We start from the raw sequence: 18,803 nt of genomic DNA on the forward strand, positions 1-18,803 counted from the left end.
TACAAAATAGTCAAAATTTTGGAATCTGAAGCCGTTCTGAAAGCCTGTATGAGCCACATAAAAAGCAACTTAGTGGCAATAATCTTAAATTAGTATGTTCATACTAAAATTAAAAAATAATTAGTATATTTATACTAAATTGTAAGAATGAATACCAAATCCTCAATTATAAAGCAAGCGGTTTACCTTTTTAATAAAAAGGGCTTTTTTAATGTTAGTATTAATGATATTGCACAGGCTATGGGTATAAGCCCCGGGAACTTTACCTATCATTTCAAAAGAAAGGAACATTTATTAGCTGCGATTCAGGAGGAAGTATTGGATAATGCCATAGAGGTATTCCCAAAGGATGAACATGTAACTCTTTTTCATTTTCAGGAGTTGTTTACCCAGTTTTATGGCATTCAAAAACGATACAGATTCTTCTTTATGGATATCCTTTATCTGATAGAGGAATACCCTGATATCATGAACCAATACAGGCTAGCTACTTCAAAGCGGTTCCAAGATGCGAGAAGTTTGATCAATTATTATGTGGATAGCGATCGGTTAGTTCCTGAAAAAGAGCGGGTGAATTATGATCTGATCATTCGTACACTTTGGATGACAAGCACTTTTTGGAGTGCAGGAACTACTTTATTAGATAAAAAGAATACGTCTTTGGTCGAGGATTCACCTTTGCAGACATTGTGGGAGGTATTGAAACCTTATTTGACAGATAAGGGATACAATGAGTACTTGGAAATCACCCAAAATGCAAAACAAAAACAAATAAGAACTTAAAAAAATATAATTATGGCAGTACAAAATCCACCATTAGAAATGTTACCGGCTAACATTCCCATGCCTCCAAAATTTGACAATGTAGCCGAAGAAAGAGCCTATCTCAAAACAAAACTTGCCGGGGCGTTCAGAATATTCGGTAAATTTGGTTTTTCTGAAGGTGTTGCAGGGCATATTACGGTACGAGATCCAGAGCATCAAGATCATTTTTGGGTAAATCCTTTTGGGCTTTCTTTTAATCGAATTACGCCTTCTGATCTATTGTTGGTGAATCACAAAGGAGAAGTGGTAGAAGGTAAATTTCCTGTAAATGCAGCTGCTTTTGCGATCCATTCTCAAATCCATGCCGCCAGACCTGATGTTGTTGCTGCGGCACATGCGCATACGGTTTATGGGAAATCGTTTTCTGCCTTAGGCCTGGAGCTAGCGCCGATTACTCAAGATGCGTGTGCATTTTATAAAGATCATGCAGTTTTTAATGATTATGCAGGTATTGTTAATGAACTAGAAGAAGGAAAGAGGATTGCCAAAGCCTTGGGAGATAACAAAGCGGCAATTTTACAAAATCATGGGTTAATCACCGTTGGACATTCTGTAGATGAGGCAGCGTGGTGGTTTATTACCATGGAAAGAAGTTGCCAGGCACAATTGCTAGCCATGCAAACTGGAGAAAAACTGATCGAAATAGATCATAATATCGCTATGAAGACAAGAGCAGAGCTTGGTTTTCCGCTTGCAGGATATTTTCAATTTCAACCGATGTGGCAAGATATAAGTGCAACATTTGATTTTTAGAATACATCATCAAAATACATAACTATGAATAGTACAGGAACCTTGATTGTCGCCATATCCTTAATGATCATCATGTTTGGTATGGGGCTATCGCTTACCAGTGATGATTTCAAAAGAGTAGCCAGAAATCCTAAGGCAGTTTTGTTGGGATTGATCAATCAATTACTCTTTTTACCCATTATTGGTTATGCATTGGTTTCTTTACTTCAACTACCCTCAGAAATTGCTATCGGAATCATGATTCTGGCGGCATGTCCTGGCGGGGCAACCTCAAATGTGATTGCTCATTTGGCCAAAGGAGATACTGCACTCTCTGTAACGTTAACCGCAATATCGAGTATCATTACGATTGGTACTATACCCTTCATTGTACAATTTTCACTTTTGAACTTTTCTGGACAAGAAGGAGAGGTGCAATTAAATATTTTGCAAATGATCGGTCAGTTGTTGGGTATAGTAATTGTCCCAGTATTTTTAGGAATGCTGATACGTGCCAAAGCTACCAGTTTTGCCTTAAAAATGGGAAAGCCAGTTCAGGTAGCTTCGGTACTTTTGTTAGCATTAATCACCACAGGGATTATTCTGAAAGAAAAACACAATATCATCCCTTATTTTCAGCAGGCAGGATTACCAACGGTTTTGTTAAATGTAAGCAGTATGATTCTGGGATATATGACTGCTGTAGGTTTTAAACTTCGAAAACCTCAGGCGATTAGTATTGCAGTAGAGTCAGGAATCCAAAACTCAGGATTGGCAATTACCGTAGCAGTGGTGACCCTTCAAAACACCTCATTTGCCATAGCTGGAGCCATATATACACTAGTGATGTATGCGGCTGCTTTTATCATAATAGTGTATGGACGATATAGTAAATCCTAAAAGGTTTTTAATGAGATAATTTCCGTTAAAAAATGGGATAAAAGCCACCTTTAAAAAAACAAAATAAAAGGCATTATTTTTTCATTTTAAAAGACTATATTTGCAGCCTGAAAAAAGGTGCTATTGTAGCGTTGTTTGTAAAGTATCTTTTTTCCATAGTTAAATACTAAACATTAAATAGTTAGATAATGTCTAAAGTTACGGGTAAAGTATCTCAAATTGTAGGTCCGGTTATCGATGTAGAATTCGCTGCAGGGACTGAATTACCAAAAATTTACGATTCATTAGAAATTAATAAAACAGACGGTAGTAAACTAGTATTAGAAGTGCAGTCTCACATTGGTGAGGATACTGTTCGTACTATTGCGATGGATTCCAGTGATGGATTAAGCAGAGGGATGGAAGTTGTAGGATCTGGAGCTCCTATCCAAATGCCAATCGGTGAGGATGTATATGGACGTCTATTTAATGTAATTGGAGATGCAATCGACGGACTTGGAGATCTTCCTAAAGCAGGAGAAGATGGTCTTCCAATCCACCGTCAGGCACCAAAATTTGAAGATTTATCAACTTCGACAGAAGTTTTATTTACAGGGATCAAAGTAATCGACCTTATCGAGCCTTACGCAAAAGGAGGTAAAATTGGATTATTTGGTGGTGCTGGAGTAGGTAAAACAGTATTAATCCAGGAGTTGATTAACAATATTGCAAAAGGACACGGTGGTCTTTCTGTATTCGCAGGAGTAGGAGAAAGAACTCGTGAAGGAAATGACTTGCTTCGTGAGATGTTAGAATCTGGAATTATCAAGTACGGTGATGATTTCTTGCATTCTATGGAAGAAGGAGGATGGGATCTTTCAAAAGTAGACAAACAAGCAATGAAAGATTCGAAAGCTACTTTCGTATTCGGACAGATGAATGAGCCACCAGGAGCACGTGCTCGTGTAGCACTTTCTGGTCTTACTATTGCAGAATATTTCCGTGATGGAGCTGGAGACGGACAAGGGAAAGACGTACTTTTCTTCGTAGATAACATCTTCCGTTTTACACAAGCTGGATCTGAGGTATCTGCACTACTTGGACGTATGCCTTCTGCGGTAGGATACCAACCAACATTGGCAACTGAGATGGGTGTGATGCAGGAGCGTATTACTTCTACCAAGAAAGGATCGATTACATCGGTACAGGCGGTATATGTACCTGCGGATGACTTGACGGATCCTGCACCAGCAACAACCTTTGCTCACTTGGATGCAACAACAGTATTATCTCGTAAGATTGCAGAGCTTGGTATTTACCCAGCGGTAGATCCATTAGATTCTACATCGAGAATTCTTACTGCTGATATCCTTGGTGATGAGCACTATAACTGTGCACAAAGAGTTAAGGAGTTATTACAACGTTATAAAGAATTACAAGATATTATCGCGATTCTTGGTATGGAAGAATTATCTGAAGATGATAAATTAGCGGTAGGACGCGCTCGTCGTGTACAACGTTTCTTATCTCAGCCATTCCACGTAGCAGAGCAGTTTACAGGAATCCCAGGATGTTTAGTAGATATCAAGGATACTATAAAAGGATTTACAATGATTATGGACGGTGAGTTAGATCACCTTCCTGAAGCAGCATTTAACTTGAAAGGGACAATCGAAGAAGCGATTGAAGCTGGTGAGAAAATGTTAGCTGAAGCATAAACTAGAAAAATATGTATTTAGAAATAGTAACTCCAGAAGCAGTATTATTTAGTGGTGAAGTAACCTCTGTTGCAGTACCAGGTGTGAATGGAGAGTTTCAGATGTTAGATAATCACGCACCCATCATTTCTTTGTTAGGAAAAGGAAATGTAAAGGTGTATGGAGATATGAATTTAGAAGAAGAAGTAGCAGAAAAGTTTGTGAAAGAAAACGGTGTTACTTTGCTTCCGATTACTTCTGGAACTATTGAAATGAAAGACAATAAAGTAATTGTGTTAGCTGACTAATACGAATTACTTTTGAAAATAATGAATCCCAAATTCTGATTGCAGAATTTGGGATTTTATTTGTTTACCAATATTGAAATAACAATAAATTAAAAAATAATAATATTGGTAACCTAAGTTATGAGGAGCTATAACATAAAGGTAAAGACAACTAAAATTGTTTAAAATATCTTTAAGTTATGAAAGTTTTACAATCCTATGTACTATACCCTTTTGCATTCATCCTTGTAATGCTTTTACCTTCCATTGCGGTTCCAAAAATTTATAGCCTGTTATTTATTAATGGACTCCATTCTTCATTTGCAGACGAATTCTTTAAAAAAGTTACCTGGTTGGGTGAGGGATTTTTGATTGGTTGTTGTGTTTTTTCTTTGGTATTCCTAAGGGTTAAATGGCTATTTGTTTTTATCATTGGATTGATCATGCATATTTTGTGTATTCAACTTAATAAACAACTTTTTTTTAATGATGTATTGAGACCTTTTGGATACCTCGAATTGCTATGCAGAGAACAAGTACTTCATTATGCATCGGGGATAACCATCCGCCATGAGGTCAGTTTTCCTTCGGGTCATACCACAGGAGCAGCATTTGCAGCTTCGTTTCTTTCATTAATTTTTAATAGAAGGAAAGTATCAATTGTTCTGGCAACCGTAGCTTTGACTATTGGGTTTTCAAGAATTTATCTAGGACAGCATTTTTTGATTGATGTGTATTTCGGATTTTTCTTCGGAACGGTTTCTTCTGTAATTGGTTTTGTAGTTGTAGGTAATTTAGAAACTAAATATCAGTGGATGAATAACTACCTGATCCATATTAAATCTAAGTGCATTAAAACAGGAATTGAAATGTTGAAAGATAGTGTTACAAAAGGACTTCATTCCTCACCCAAATATTAATTTATCAGTTGAGTTCAGATTCCAAAATATTTCATTCATTCACAAGTAGTATAAAACAGATCGCCAATAATAAAGAAGACGTTATTGTAGTAACTATGAGTGCTTTTTTATGTCTTATTGGTATTGGGGATTATCCTATCTACATTCTGGATGAAGCAAAAAATGCAGAAGCCGCGAGAGAAATGCTTAGAAATGGTAATTACGTTGTTCCTACATTTAATGATATTATAAGAACCGATAAACCACCATTGCATTACTATTTTATGATAATAGGATACAAATTATTTGGAGTAAATGCTTTTGGAGCACGGTTTTTTTCCGGAATATTTGGAGTGTTGACTTTATGGGGGTCTTTTTATTTCGTTAGAAGGTTTGTAGACAAAATTTCTGCATGGGTTTTTATAGTAGTCCTGTGGTCATCTATCTTTTTTATTCAAGAATTTCATTTGGCGGTACCAGATCCCTACCTTATTTTTTTTATCAGTATTGGGTTATGGTTCTTTTATACTTTTTATACGACCAAAACAAAAAAACACCTGTGGTTCATGTATGTAGCATTTGCCTTGGGAACACTCACAAAAGGTCCGATCGCTGTTGCATTACCTGGTTTGATTTGCTTGTTGTTTTTGATCACTACCAAATCTCTTACTATAAAAAATATCTTAAGCTTTCAACCTGTCATGGGCATTCTGATTTTTACTACCATTGCTTTTCCGTGGTATTTATGGGTTCATATTGAAACGGGTGGAGCATGGACAAGAGGTTTTTTTCTGGATCATAATCTTAATCGATTTGGAAATAAAATGGAGGGACACGGAGGGATTTTTTTTATCACTTGGGTTTTTGTTTTATTGGGGTTAATGCCTTTCTCCTTTTTTTGTATTCAAGCCTTCACCAGAGTTTTTGCTGAGCGAACTTCGAATTCAGTACTATGGTTTTCAGGAATTGTATCCCTGGTATTCATCATTTTTTTTAGCATATCAGGAACAAAATTACCTAATTACACTATGCCTTGTTATCCTTTTTTAGCACTGATTATTGCAAATGGATTGATGAGATTTTATAGAGAAGAAAGAAAAAAATGGGATATTACTCTGGTGGTTATGTTAATTATGCTCTTGGCAATAGCCCTGCCCATAGTGGGAAAATTTGCATTACAACAAGAGAAAGAGTTGCTACCAGTAAGCGATGTTGCTTTTTGGTTGCTACCTACTTCTTTAATTATTGTATTAGGTGCAGTTTTTTATGTAAGAAGTAAGTACAAACAGTCATTTGTTACAATTAGTTTGGGATGGATGATTTTGATCCCAATGCTCTTTTTAGTCATATACCCTAAGCTTACTCAACAAAGTCCAGTAGAAAAGGCCAGAATGATCATAAAGCAAGATCATAAGATTGCAGCTTATCAAAGGTTTGACCCCGCTTTTCCAGTAAATTTTAAAAAAACGTTCGAGGTTTACACTACAAAAGAGGAGGTAGCATCCTTTTTTAACAAATTCCCTAACGGATATCTTATTACCAACGATAGAAATGTAAACACATTGACCGAAAATAAAGAGTTGATCATGATTTTTGAAGGGAAAGCGCTATTTGAATCCCATATAACAAGAATCTTCAGAAAGAAGTAAGATATTCGAGCATTATAATTTTACCTCACAAACATATAAGGTATAATACTGCTCTTTACTATAGGTAAATGGTATTGTTTTTTGGTAGCTTTTTTCGATGACTACTTTTTTTGGATATACTAGCTGTTGGAGCTCTTTAATTAAAGTATGGTTATCTTCTTTGGTAGTAATGAGTAGCAGAGATTTGCTGTTTTTCAGATTGGTGGAACTAAAGAATGTTGGATACTCTGGAGTAATAACTTCTACCGTGTAATTGGGCAGTTGAAACTTTAGGTTTCCAGCCAGGTCGATTTCGTCACAAATCACATAATCCAAGGTATCAAGTATATCTTTCTTTTGGTTTAAGAGGTAGTTACAAAACAAATCATACGGCCTATTGATACGTTCTACAAAACCTAATGAAGGTCCAAAAACAATTCCAACAAAAACATATACTTGAAGGCCAAAGGCAAGAACAATCAAAAACTTTTTTAGAGTTTGCAACTTAAAATTGGGTTGTGTAAAAATTTCTTCCTTTCCGAAGAGATATACAGAAATCAAAAAGAGTAAAGGTTGGATCCAGCGTTCATGAGCATTGGTAGCTTTGGTTATGATCAGTATACCACCAAGAATAATGATAGAACACAAAAGGAACTTTCCCAAAAAATTGATAAAAGGATTACTGTTGGTTTTTAAAACTGCATGAAAATTAAATTTGAAGAAAAGTAGCATGCAGACTATGTAGATTCCTCCAAATGATATAACTCCTTTACACAAAGCCCAAATGCTGGGGATAGCAGTATCTACATAAGAATTAGTTTGCAAAGTAGCTAAATCTTGAATCGTTTCTTCTCTAGTTGCATCACCATTTTGGTATAACCAAAACAAATGAGGAAGGATGAGGAGTACCGCTATACCTAGGCTGATCATTATTTTTCTGGAAAAAATAATTTGTCGGTATTCTTTTATCCACCCCGTAATTATGAATAAGGATAACACAGGAATTACGAAATTGTATTTGGACAGTGCTCCAAGGGCAATGGCAATCCCGAATAGAAAATAGTTTTTGATACTCTTATATTGAGTAAGTGCAAAAAAAGAAAAAATGAGGTAAGCAACTGCAAAAGTCACCAATACAGTATGGGTTTGACGAAGACTTTCTATAGACAACTGAAAGAAAAGAAGTAGGCTTAAACTTGAAATGATAGCTAAGGATCTGTTTCCATGGGTTAACCTTCTGGTCAACTCGTATACCAAATAAAAAATGCCTAATAGCAGTAAAATCCTTAGCAATATTATACTTAATAGTTGATACCCCAACAATTTAACTAAAAGAATAATTACCCAAGTATATAATGGAGGTTGTTGGTTATAGCCTAACTGAAATTGCTGACTAAGGAATGCCTGTTCAGCTTCATCCGTTTCAAGAGTATTTGTAAAGCATAATCGAATTAATAGATGTACAAAAAAATAAATGAATATGAGATAACCATATTTAATAGAAATCCGTTTGTTTTGGATACTTTGAAATAATTTTTGGATCATGTGTTTGGTATGGATATAGAAGTCATGTTTTTCATTTTGGGAGTGTACCCTTTAATGTGAAAAACAATACCGAATAGAGAGACCAATGCAGTAAGCATAGAGAATAAAATGCTTATCGAAACTGCAACGGTGGCATCAAAAACAAAAAGGCTTGAAGCTTGGTAAAATACCATTTCTCGAACCCCAATTCCTGAAAAAGAAAAAACAGAAAGTACAGAAGAAATTAAGAATACAAAGGCGTACATCATATAATATTGAGGACTGATGGAGGAGGTTCCCAGAAGCAAAAGAATAATACAGCTACATTGCAAGAGTTGTACCACTATCGAGTATCCCAATGTTTTGGTATATACACCTACAAAATATGGGAATAACCGTTTTGTAAATGCATACGAAATAGAAATGCCGATAATAAGTGCTATAGGACTACCCCATAACCAGATTTTTTCTTTGATTAATGGAGTGAATATACCTGTAAAGAGAAGTATGGTACCAATGGCAGTTAGTCCTATAAATCGATCTGCAAATAAAGCTGCTGTTAGTTTTTTAATGGGCCATTTAAATTCCTTATTGAGTATATAAACTTTGTAAGCGTCCCCTCCTATTCCTCCAGGGATAAAGAAATTATAGAACATTCCGATTAAATATAGTACGTAGTTACTTTTGGAAGACAAAAAGAAGTTTGCTGACTTAAACAAAACTTGTAATCGCTCAGCAGAAACCCATTGTGACAAAAGAAATAAGCATAAAGAAAAAGTAAATAAAATACTATTTGTTTGCTTTATCACCTCCCAAATTCCCGCAAAAGAGATTTTGTTAAAAACGAGAAATAAAAGTAGGAGTGTAATAGCTGTTTTAAGAAGCGTATAGAACAGGCTCTTTTTCTTTTTTTTCAAAAGTGGTAATTTTTCTAATGTTATATGGTGTTTTGTTTTGAGATTCGTAATAGGTTCTCATCAAAAGATCAGTAACAATACCTATAGTAAAAAACTGAATCCCAACAAGAATTAATAGCACTCCTAGAAGCAGTAATGGTCTTGTCCCTATGTCATTTCCCATAATTTTTACTGCGATCAGATACATATTGATCAATACCCCTATACCGAAGAAAATCATTCCAAGGTTACCAAATAAGTAGAGTGGTTTTTGAAGATATTTTCTCTGAAAAAGAAGTAATAATAGATCGTTCATTACTTTAAAAGTTCTACCCAATCCATATTTTGAAACCCCGTGTTTTCGAGGGTGATGTTTTACAGGGACTTCTGTAATTCTGGCACCGTCAATATGTGCATTGAGAGCTATAAAACGATGCAATTCTCCATACAAAGGGATTGCTTTTGCGGTCTCTGCAGTCATTACCTTAAGGGCACATCCAGCATCCTTAATGTCAAATTTTGTCGCCTTTCTAATAATATGATTTGCTATTTTTGAAGGTAAGGTTCGCACAAAATTGTCCTTCCTTTTTTGCCGAATACCGGTCACAAGATCCCACTCTTCTTTTATCGCTAGTTCTAGCATCATGGGGATATCTGATGGATCGTTTTGCATATCACCATCCATGGTTATGATGTAGTTGCCTTTGGAATATGCAATGCCAGCGGCCAGTGCAGAGCTCTGACCATAGTTTCTTTTTAATTCGATCAATACAATGTTGGAATGCGCTAATGCTTTAATTTCCTCCCTGGTATTATCAGTGGAAAAATCATCGACATATATGATCTCGTATGAAAAACCTGTTAACCCTCTCTCGATAGCTTGAGTAAGTAAAATAGTGTTTCCTTCTTCATTATATACCGGAACTACGACAGATAAAAATAATGGAGTTTGCATACAAAACAATTTAGGATATAAAGTTATTGGCTAGATATCAATTTAATATTTAGTAACTGATACCAAATTAATAAGTAAAACGTCTAGAATTATATAATCGTTAAGTCCTGAATGGGATAGTACTTTATACATTATTCTTATGTTATTTTGGCGTAATTGGAATATTTTATTTTCTCATGAACCATGAGCGCATATCTTCTTAAGAGAGATTACCTTGTTTTATATCTATTATTAGTCCTTGTATATCTATCGGGGCTTTGGATTCCTTTGATGGAAAATGATTCTGCTCAGCATGCAGTTATGGCGATGCGAATGTATCTGGAGAATGACTTTGTCAATTTATACAAAGGAGGTGAAGATTATTTGGATAAACCGCACATGCACTTTTGGCTTTCTGCTATTTCTTTTAAACTTTTTGGGGTTTCTCAATTTGCCTATCGTATACCCGCTCTACTGTTTACAATTTTGGGGGCATATTCTTGTAATAGGTTGGCCAAAGAGTTTTACGGAGATACTGCTTCTCATGTTGCTTCTCTCGTATTCTTGTCAACTCAGGCAATTTTCTTATCCAATCATGATGTGAGAACTGATGCTGTGCTTACGGGGACAGTCATTTTTGGAATTTGGCAGCTGATTTTGTTCATAAACTATCAGAAGTTAATTCATATTATACTTGGAGCAATTGGAGTAGCTCTTGCATTTTCTACAAAGGGCCAGCTTGGTGTTTTCTTTTCTGGAGTATGCGTAATAAGCTATTTATGGTATGCAAAAAAATGGAATGTATTGTGGTCTTGGAGATTACTTGTTGGGATACTAGTATTTGTTTTTGCCATAACCCCGGTTTTATATGCGTACTACTTGCAATTTGATATGCATCCGGGAAAAATAATCAATGGCAAGGCAAATATTTCGGGTATACGATTTATTCTTTGGGATCAAAGTTTTGACAGATTAACAGCCTCTGGATTCGAAGAAACAGGATCTGATTATTTTTTCTTTTTCCATACTTTATTATGGGCATTTTTACCATGGTCGTTAATAGGGTATTTGGCGCTGTTTCATAGGTGTAAAACATTTTTGGGAAGAAAATTTAGATATATATCGGGAACCGAGATATTAACTTCGGTTGGCGTATTAATTATCTTAATTGTAATCAGTTTTTCCAAATTTAAACTTCCTCATTATCTCAATAGTCTTTTTCCTATTTTGGCAGTCCTGGTTTCAGGATATATTACTGAATTGCATCAAAAAAACAGACGTAGAGTGCTCAAGGTCTTAGTGTCGTTTCAGTATGTAGTACTAACCCTGGGAACAGTCTTTATTTTGTTCTTGATTTTTTGGGCATTTTCAATGCCACACGTTGGGATTATTTTATGTTATCTTTTTTTGTTGGTTGGGCTGTGTTTTTTGATAACCACCTCTATGGTCAAAGCCAGAAAGTTGGTCATAACATCGGTATACTTTATGATACTAATCAATTTTTGTTTACATACCCAATTCTACCCTAGATTATTACTTTATCAGGCAGGAAATAATACCGCAAAAATTATTCAATCTGAAAACATTGAGGAAGAATCTGTTTTCAGATTAGCAGGAAGACCTAGCTGGTCACTGGATTTTTATACAAAACGAATAACACCCATACTTCGTTTGGATTTTTTTAATGCAAAACATACTAATAAATGGCTTTTTGTATACCAAGATCAAATCGATATTCTTAAGGAGCGAGACATTCACTGGTCAAAACAATATGAGATTAACCATTATCGAATTACTAGATTGAACATTCGATTTTTGAACCCTAACACCAGAAACCAAATTCTTGAAAAAGCATACTTGTTAAAACTAGAATAAAGAATGTTTTAAAAAGCCAATACTTTTGTTTTGCCCCTGTTTTTATCCATCAATACATATGAGATATACCAATCAACAAACTTTTTTACTCCTTGATTGACAGTGGTTTTTGGAGCATAATTAATTGATTTTTGCAAACCTGAAATATCTGCATAGGTTATCTTTACATCTCCAGGTTGCATTGGCAAGAAATTTTTCTTGGCTTCGGTACACAGATGTTTTTCAATTTGACCGATAAAATCCATTAGTTTTATAGGTTTACTATTTCCAATATTATACAGGGCATAAGGTGGCTTTTCATTTTCTTGTGAAGGAGGGTGAATGGATACCCTAAGAATCCCTTCTACGATATCATCAATATATGTAAAGTCCCGCTCCATTTCACCATTATTAAAAATTTTAATGGGTCTATTATTGATAATTGCGTTTGTAAATAATGAAGGGGCCATGTCAGGTCTTCCCCATGGACCATAAACTGTGAAAAAACGCAACCCTGTTGTAGGAATCTTGAATAGATGACTATACGTATATGCCATCAATTCATTACTTTTTTTGGTCGCAGCATATAGACTGATCGGTTTATCTACTGAATCTTGGGTTGAAAAAGGAACGTTCTTAGTATTCCCATAAACCGATGAGCTTGAAGCATAAGTAAGATGTTGTACGGGATAGTGTCTACATGCCTCTAAAATATTAAAGAAACCTTCTATATTGCTTTTGATGTATACATCTGGGTTTTCTATACTGTATCTCACTCCGGCTTGAGCCGCAAGATGGATTACGACTTCAAACCTTTCGTAACGAAACAGATCCATTAGAGCCGCTTTTTGGGTAAGATCCATTTTTATGAATCTATAATTTTTAAAAACAGTTGAGGTAACGTATTTTTTATCGGTAATGAAACCTAATTTAATACCCATTTCATCAAGACGGTCATATTTTAGCTGAGGTTTATAGTAATTGTTAATATTATCAAATCCAACAATATGATGCCCCATTTGGGCAAGTTTTTGAGTTACATGAAACCCAATAAATCCTGCAGCTCCGGTTACTAAAATTTTCATTATCGACTAATTTTAATATATGGTTATTTACTCTTGTAATTTTTCATCCCGAATAGCAGTAGTAACTGCATATTCTTCATTATCTCTTTCTGTATAAGTAAATTGTTTAAGCCATTCTCCTTTTGGTGCTTCATTATCAAATGGACTTAAAAGAGTTATAGGTCTAGTTTTTAATCTGGCTTCTTCGTTAGTCATCCCCTCATATTGAATACGATAAAGTGCACTATATAAAACAGCTCTTCCGGTTCCATGATGACAATGGATCAAGACAGGATAGGATCCCTCTTGATCTAGTACTTTAAAAAATTGATCAAGATTTTTTTTATTCGGAATTTGATCCGAAGGTATATTAATATATTGTACATCATTTATCTTCTCAACAGCCTTTTTCTCCTCGAAAATTTCGACATTAAGAGCCGGGTTAAGCGGGTCTCTTACACTCCCCATTCGCAGATCTATAACCGTTTTAATGCCATACTTGTTAATGTATTTATCAATTTTATCTGGCGGAATAACGGCTGATCGATATACTTTATTAGGGGCAACCTCAGTGAATCTATAATTGCAATGTACTTGATAGAGGTAAAAAGAAGTGAATATAATCGCAATTCCTAAGATTGTGAACACAAATCTTCTTGTGGTTTTCATGTCGATTCAAATTAGAAGTTTACTCCTCGAAGTTATATAATCTAAGTACAGAAAAGGGTTTAATTTTTAAAGCCTAATGATAAAATAATCAAATGATAAAATTGGCAATAAAAATTTTAAAAAAGCAGTAACATACAGCTAATAATGTATCGTAACTTATTGATTAATAATCTATTAGATGAAATTCGTTTTTTAGCCCAACAATAATGGGAATAATAACTTTTGGTTAAACTTACTTGATATTGAGGTAATATTCTAAGGGTTATTAAAAAGTAATTTTAATAACCAATACTAACCTTAAATTCACAAAAAATGAAAAAAACCTTGTTTACATTTGTGCTTTTTGCACTATGTGTAAGTTGCGAAACCACTGATGATCTTTTTCAGGATCAAAAGAATGTCGAAACATTAAATGATATCACAAAAAACCAAAACTTTTATCTCGATCTTGCGTATCACCACGCACCTGTTCATTACCAGGATGTGGATCGAACTGGCTCGCATGGATTAAGCGGCAAAGCAGATTATATCACACGGTATGATTTTGACGGAGATCTAAATGCTAAGAACAATTGGAACAATATTGCCAATTCATCCAGAAAAGGAAATGCCGTAGGGTATTATTCTGTGGTAGAAACATCAACCCATTATTTTATTATTTATGCCTTTTTTCATCCAAGAGATTGGACAGACATTTGGTTTTTGTATCGACTTGATGAGCACGAAAATGACCTCGAGGGAGTGCTAACCATCGTAAAAAAGGACAATACGACTTATGGTGCTGCACTTGGCGCAGTTACTGTTTTTCACTCTGACTTTTACTCCTATAAAACATCAAATTCGGGCCTTACCGACGGAAATGAGGATATCGATGGCACCCTAACCTTGCAAAATCACAATGGCATCAATCGCTTTAAAACCTCTGCCGAAGCAAAAGGACATGGGATCAAGGCCCATTCAAAACAAAAACCGGGGGGTAGTGACTATGTGGTGTATTATCCAAGTAAAACGAGCAGCGAATATCCTTCAGACATTTATGATAGAAATGTGAAGTATAAATTGGTAAATATTTTTGAGAACGGTGGGATGTGGGATCAACGTTTTACTACTAGCTTGTTCAGCAATGCCAAGTCATTTCAAAAATCCTATGGAAATGGTTCTGCAAATGCACCATGGAATTGGGACGACAAAAACGATGGAGGTAACCAAGGGTTACTTGCCGGAGGGATGGCTTATTATCCTGCTCACTTGGTAGATGAGTATTTTAACGGACTAGGAAATTTCAGTAAAACCTATACCTATAATCCTTATTTGGGGATAGAATAGTAATAGATAAATAACTAATTAGCAGAGGGGTTAAAAGAATGTTTTAACCCCTCACTCATATAGAAATACTTTTGACCTTAAAAATTAACGTGTTTTTTCCCTAAAGTTATGTTAAACGATAATCAGTGGATAAAAGGTTTTATACTTTTCGGAGAAGATATAGCTCAACAAAATGATTAAGAATAGTATTACCCTCGTTTTTTTATGTTTCGCAGTGTCAATTTTTGCTCAGAAACGAGCATTAACTCATGAAGACTATGATCTCTGGAAAAATATAACAGATACCAAAATATCCAACACCGGAAAATTAATTGTTTCGACTATCGAAACCACTACAAAGCGAGGTGATGGATATCTGCAGATATACAATACAGAAACAAAACAAAAGTTCACAGCTTTCAATGGGTATGATGCTTCAATAACCGCAGATGAACATTTTGTAATCTTCAAAAGAAAACCATCGTACAACAGTGTTAGACAAGAAAAGAAGAAAGAGGTTAAAGAGGACGAAAAAGCAAAGGATGTTCTTTTGATTTATGATGTAAAGACAAATAAAATATATGATTCTATAGCAAGAGTAAGTGGGTATAAGGTTCCCGAAGTTTCTAATGGATGGCTAGTGATCGAAAATTTTAAGAAACAAACACCTAAGGCTAAAGACGAAACTAAAAAAGACGCTAAAAAAGATACGGTAAAACCAAAACTAGGAAAAGGATATAAGCAATCTTATGCATTGGTTTACGATCTAAAATCCAAAAGAACAGATACCATTTTTCAGATTAAAGATTTTGTTGTTCCTGAAAAAGGGGATGCATTTTACTATACCACAACCAATCATATAGGTGGGAAAAAGAAAAAAGGAAATCAGGTAAGGAAAAGAGATGTAGGGATCTTTGCATACGATATACCTTCTGGAACAAAAACAGTAATAGATTCTACAAGATATTTGTATGATAAATTAGCTGTAGATAAAACAGGAGAACACTTTTCGTTTATGGCTGCAAAGGACTCTACACATTTGGATTCCATTCGATATGAGTTGTTTTATTATGGGGATAAGCAATTAGCAAATTTGGTGGATACCCAAGGAAAAAATATTAGAAATAATTGGGAATTAGGAAACGGGAAAGCGTCATTCTTTTCCGAGAATAGTAATCGACTTTATTTTTATTCAAAACCAAAAGTGACGTATGAAAAGGATACGACTTTTTTGGATGATGAAATCCCTCAGGTCGACGTTTGGAATTGGAGCGATAAAATGATACAACCTGAACAGAAAGCCAGGATCAAGGACTTAAAAAATGAAGCATACATATCTTACTATGACCTTGAAAAAAAATCAGTGGTTGAGATTCAAGACGAAACCTTTAAGGATGTCCTTTTTGATAAAAACAGAGAGCAAAGATTTATTTTGGGAGCTACAGGAGCACCTTATGATGTAGAACGGTCTTGGAATTTCCCTTGGACCAGAGATTTTTATGTAATCGATACCTATACAGGTAAGAAGCGTTTGTCTCTTACCAAAACGGCATTGCAACCTTTTTTATCGCCTGATGGGAAGTATGCATTGTATTATGATATGGAGCAAAAACATTGGTTTTCTCTGAATCTGGAGACTTTAGAAAAAAAGAATCTTACCCAAAAATTAAAAGTGGCCTTTTATGATGAAGATGATGATCATCCTGCATTGCCTTTTATGCATGGTTTTGGAGGGTTTGATAAAGCTGGCAATGGATTGATTTATGATAAGTTTGATGTTTGGATGGTGTCTTTATCGGGAAATACAAAACCTGTAAATATTACAGGTAACGGAAGAAAAAAGAACATTGAATATAGAACCTTAAGATTGGATGAAGAAAATCCTAACCTTGCTTCCTACAGTAATAATGAGTTGTTGATTACCAGTTTCGATAAAACTACTAAGTCATCAGGATTATATACTTTGACAGATACTGGTATGAAAGAGAAAATAAAATCGACAACGTATTTTATCAATCGATATAAAAAAGCAAAAGAAGCAGATGTTTTTACTTTTCAACAACAAAACTTCGACACCTTTCAAGATTTGCATTATACGGATTCTAATTTTCAAAAGAATACGCAGCTAACCGATGTAAATCCTCAGAAAAAAGATTTTAAATGGGGAACTGCCGAGTTATTTACCTGGAAAAGTTACGATGGGAAAAAACTAGAGGGGATTATTTATAAACCCGAAGATTTTGACCCTTCAAAAAAATACCCATTGATCACGTATTTTTATGAGAAAAGATCGGATAGCTATCACACTTATTATACACCAAGACCCAGCGCATCTGTTGTAAACCCTTCTTATTTGGTAAGTAATGGGTATATTATGTTTGTTCCCGATATTGTTTATGAAGATGGTAAACCTGGACCTAGTGCTTACAATTGTGTAGTTTCTGGGGTAGAAGCTTTAGAAAAGTTAGGATATGTTGATAGCTCAAACATGGCGCTTCAAGGGCAAAGCTGGGGTGGATATCAGGTAGCCTATTTGATCACAGTAACCAACAAGTTTAAAGCGGCTATGGCTGGTGCTCCCGTGAGTAATATGACATCGGCCTATGGAGGAATTCGTTGGCAATCTGGTCTGAGTAGAGCATTTCAATACGAACGATCTCAAAGTAGAATAGGGAAGAATTTATGGGATGGCTTTGATTTGTATATAGAGAATTCTCCATTATTTGGAATTCCAAAAATTGAAACCCCATTATTGATGATGCATAACGATAGTGATGGAGCAGTGCCATACTATCAGGGAATTGAGATGTTTATGGGGATGCGAAGACTGCAAAAACCAGTTTGGCTTTTGGTATACAATGATGAACAACACAACCTGAGAAAAGAAAAAAACAGACAAGACTTATCTATAAGAATGATGCAGTTTTTTGACCATTATTTGCAAGGTAAGCCTGCTCCAGTATGGATGACAAAAGGTGTTTCTAGGGTAGATAAAGGAAAATATTTTGGTTATGATCTGGAACAAAATGGTTCAGCTGCTCCAAAAACCACTATTCCCAGTTCCAATAGATAAGATGCCATTTGGTAGTATTATCTTCGTAGATCATTAGGTCTTTAAAACCAATAGCATAATGGGCATTGAGTGACCGGGTATTACTCGCAGCAACTTCTGTAATTAATAGATCGTACTTGGTGTTCAATTCATCGCGCATTTTGTTATATAAACCTCTGAAAATGCCTTGTTTTCTATAGGCTTTATCTATACAGATTTGTCCCATTACTAGATATGAAGACTTTCCTTGTAATTCCTCATCTATTTTTAAAAACATAGGTTGTAATACTGGGATCTGATTTTTAAAGTCTTTGACCATAGATAATGCATAACCAATCACATTACTTTCATGTTTTGCAATGATATGAGGTTGCCTATCATGCATTTTTTTTAAAATATCAAGATCATGCTCAACGGTTACAAAACCCTCTCGTTCTTTTTCTGTTTTAGAAATTGAAACCGGTAAATTCGTTTTTTGAAGTTGGAGAATTTGTTGTAACTCTTCTGCAGAAGAAGTAATGGTATAGGTAATATCTTTCATATTATAAAAATACGGTC

General features: G+C 35.1%; 16 protein-coding genes. 10 read left to right on the top strand and 6 right to left on the bottom strand.

Annotated features, from left to right (window positions below):
• Positions 1–147: 147 nt before the first annotated feature.
• The 7 genes from ACXAGJ_RS09335 to ACXAGJ_RS09365 all read left to right on the top strand — a co-directional run bounded on the left by ACXAGJ_RS09335 (position 148) and on the right by ACXAGJ_RS09365 (position 6,968).
• Complete coding sequence (locus tag ACXAGJ_RS09335; protein WP_474839176.1) at positions 148–783, top strand: TetR/AcrR family transcriptional regulator; 636 nt, start codon at positions 148–150, stop codon at positions 781–783.
• Between the two features lie 12 nt (positions 784–795).
• Positions 796–1,578, top strand: coding sequence for a class II aldolase/adducin family protein (locus ACXAGJ_RS09340; protein WP_474839178.1), 783 nt, complete (start codon positions 796–798; stop codon positions 1,576–1,578).
• A 24-nt stretch (positions 1,579–1,602) separates the two neighbouring features.
• Positions 1,603–2,457 carry a bile acid:sodium symporter family protein gene (locus tag ACXAGJ_RS09345; RefSeq protein ID WP_474839180.1) on the top strand — a complete coding sequence of 285 codons (855 nt, stop codon included), beginning with the start codon at positions 1,603–1,605 and terminating at the stop codon, positions 2,455–2,457.
• A 188-nt stretch (positions 2,458–2,645) separates the two neighbouring features.
• Entirely contained in the window at positions 2,646–4,154 is a 1,509-nt protein-coding gene (gene atpD, locus ACXAGJ_RS09350; protein WP_073318578.1) for a F0F1 ATP synthase subunit beta, read from the top strand.
• An 11-nt stretch (positions 4,155–4,165) separates the two neighbouring features.
• Positions 4,166–4,441, top strand: a complete 276-nt coding sequence (locus tag ACXAGJ_RS09355; RefSeq protein ID WP_073318576.1) for a F0F1 ATP synthase subunit delta/epsilon — start codon at positions 4,166–4,168, stop codon at positions 4,439–4,441.
• Positions 4,442–4,620: 179 nt separating this feature from the next.
• A complete protein-coding gene (locus ACXAGJ_RS09360; protein ID WP_474839182.1) occupies positions 4,621–5,340 on the top strand; it encodes a phosphatase PAP2 family protein in 720 nt (239 codons plus the stop codon).
• 8 nt (positions 5,341–5,348) lie between these two features.
• Positions 5,349–6,968 (top strand): ArnT family glycosyltransferase, encoded by a 1,620-nt coding sequence (locus ACXAGJ_RS09365; RefSeq protein WP_474839184.1) that lies wholly within the window; start codon positions 5,349–5,351, stop codon positions 6,966–6,968.
• A gap of 12 nt (positions 6,969–6,980) precedes the next feature.
• Here the strand turns inward: ACXAGJ_RS09365 and ACXAGJ_RS09370 are convergent, their stop codons facing one another.
• Genes ACXAGJ_RS09370 through ACXAGJ_RS09380 form a run of 3 tightly spaced genes read right to left on the bottom strand, consistent with a single transcriptional unit; the run spans position 6,981 to position 10,322 of the window.
• A complete protein-coding gene (locus tag ACXAGJ_RS09370; RefSeq protein ID WP_474839186.1) occupies positions 6,981–8,492 on the bottom strand; it encodes an ArnT family glycosyltransferase in 1,512 nt (503 codons plus the stop codon).
• Complete coding sequence (locus tag ACXAGJ_RS09375; RefSeq protein ID WP_474839188.1) at positions 8,489–9,388, bottom strand: lysylphosphatidylglycerol synthase transmembrane domain-containing protein; 900 nt, start codon at positions 9,386–9,388, stop codon at positions 8,489–8,491. Before ACXAGJ_RS09375 ends, ACXAGJ_RS09370 begins: the two co-directional genes overlap by 4 nt.
• A complete protein-coding gene (locus ACXAGJ_RS09380; RefSeq protein ID WP_474839190.1) occupies positions 9,348–10,322 on the bottom strand; it encodes a glycosyltransferase family 2 protein in 975 nt (324 codons plus the stop codon). Before ACXAGJ_RS09380 ends, ACXAGJ_RS09375 begins: the two co-directional genes overlap by 41 nt.
• Before the next feature lie 183 nt (positions 10,323–10,505).
• Between ACXAGJ_RS09380 and ACXAGJ_RS09385 the strand changes: the two genes are divergently transcribed.
• Positions 10,506–12,176: an ArnT family glycosyltransferase gene (locus tag ACXAGJ_RS09385; protein WP_474839192.1), complete on the top strand. Its 1,671-nt coding sequence runs from the start codon at positions 10,506–10,508 to the stop codon at positions 12,174–12,176.
• 8 nt (positions 12,177–12,184) lie between these two features.
• On the opposite strand, the gene ACXAGJ_RS09390 is transcribed toward ACXAGJ_RS09385, so the two are convergent.
• Both ACXAGJ_RS09390 and ACXAGJ_RS09395 read right to left on the bottom strand, forming a co-directional pair.
• On the bottom strand, positions 12,185–13,240 hold the full coding sequence (locus ACXAGJ_RS09390) for an NAD-dependent epimerase (RefSeq protein WP_474839194.1): 1,056 nt from the start codon (positions 13,238–13,240) through the stop codon (positions 12,185–12,187).
• A 27-nt stretch (positions 13,241–13,267) separates the two neighbouring features.
• Positions 13,268–13,888, bottom strand: coding sequence for a dual specificity protein phosphatase family protein (locus tag ACXAGJ_RS09395; protein ID WP_474839196.1), 621 nt, complete (start codon positions 13,886–13,888; stop codon positions 13,268–13,270).
• A 312-nt stretch (positions 13,889–14,200) separates the two neighbouring features.
• On the opposite strand from ACXAGJ_RS09395, the gene ACXAGJ_RS09400 reads away from it, so the two are divergent.
• Together ACXAGJ_RS09400 and ACXAGJ_RS09405 are read left to right on the top strand one after the other, a co-directional pair.
• A complete protein-coding gene (locus ACXAGJ_RS09400) occupies positions 14,201–15,214 on the top strand; it encodes a hypothetical protein (protein ID WP_474839198.1) in 1,014 nt (337 codons plus the stop codon).
• A gap of 172 nt (positions 15,215–15,386) precedes the next feature.
• Positions 15,387–18,266, top strand: coding sequence for an alpha/beta hydrolase family protein (locus ACXAGJ_RS09405; RefSeq protein WP_474839200.1), 2,880 nt, complete (start codon positions 15,387–15,389; stop codon positions 18,264–18,266).
• Here ACXAGJ_RS09405 and ACXAGJ_RS09410 read toward each other — a convergent pair.
• Positions 18,244–18,786, bottom strand: coding sequence for a GNAT family N-acetyltransferase (locus ACXAGJ_RS09410; RefSeq protein ID WP_474839202.1), 543 nt, complete (start codon positions 18,784–18,786; stop codon positions 18,244–18,246). The genes ACXAGJ_RS09405 and ACXAGJ_RS09410 overlap by 23 nt on opposite strands.
• Between the last annotated feature and the right edge of the window lie 17 nt (positions 18,787–18,803).

This window comes from Aquimarina sp. AWH4_224 (assembly GCF_056160245.1).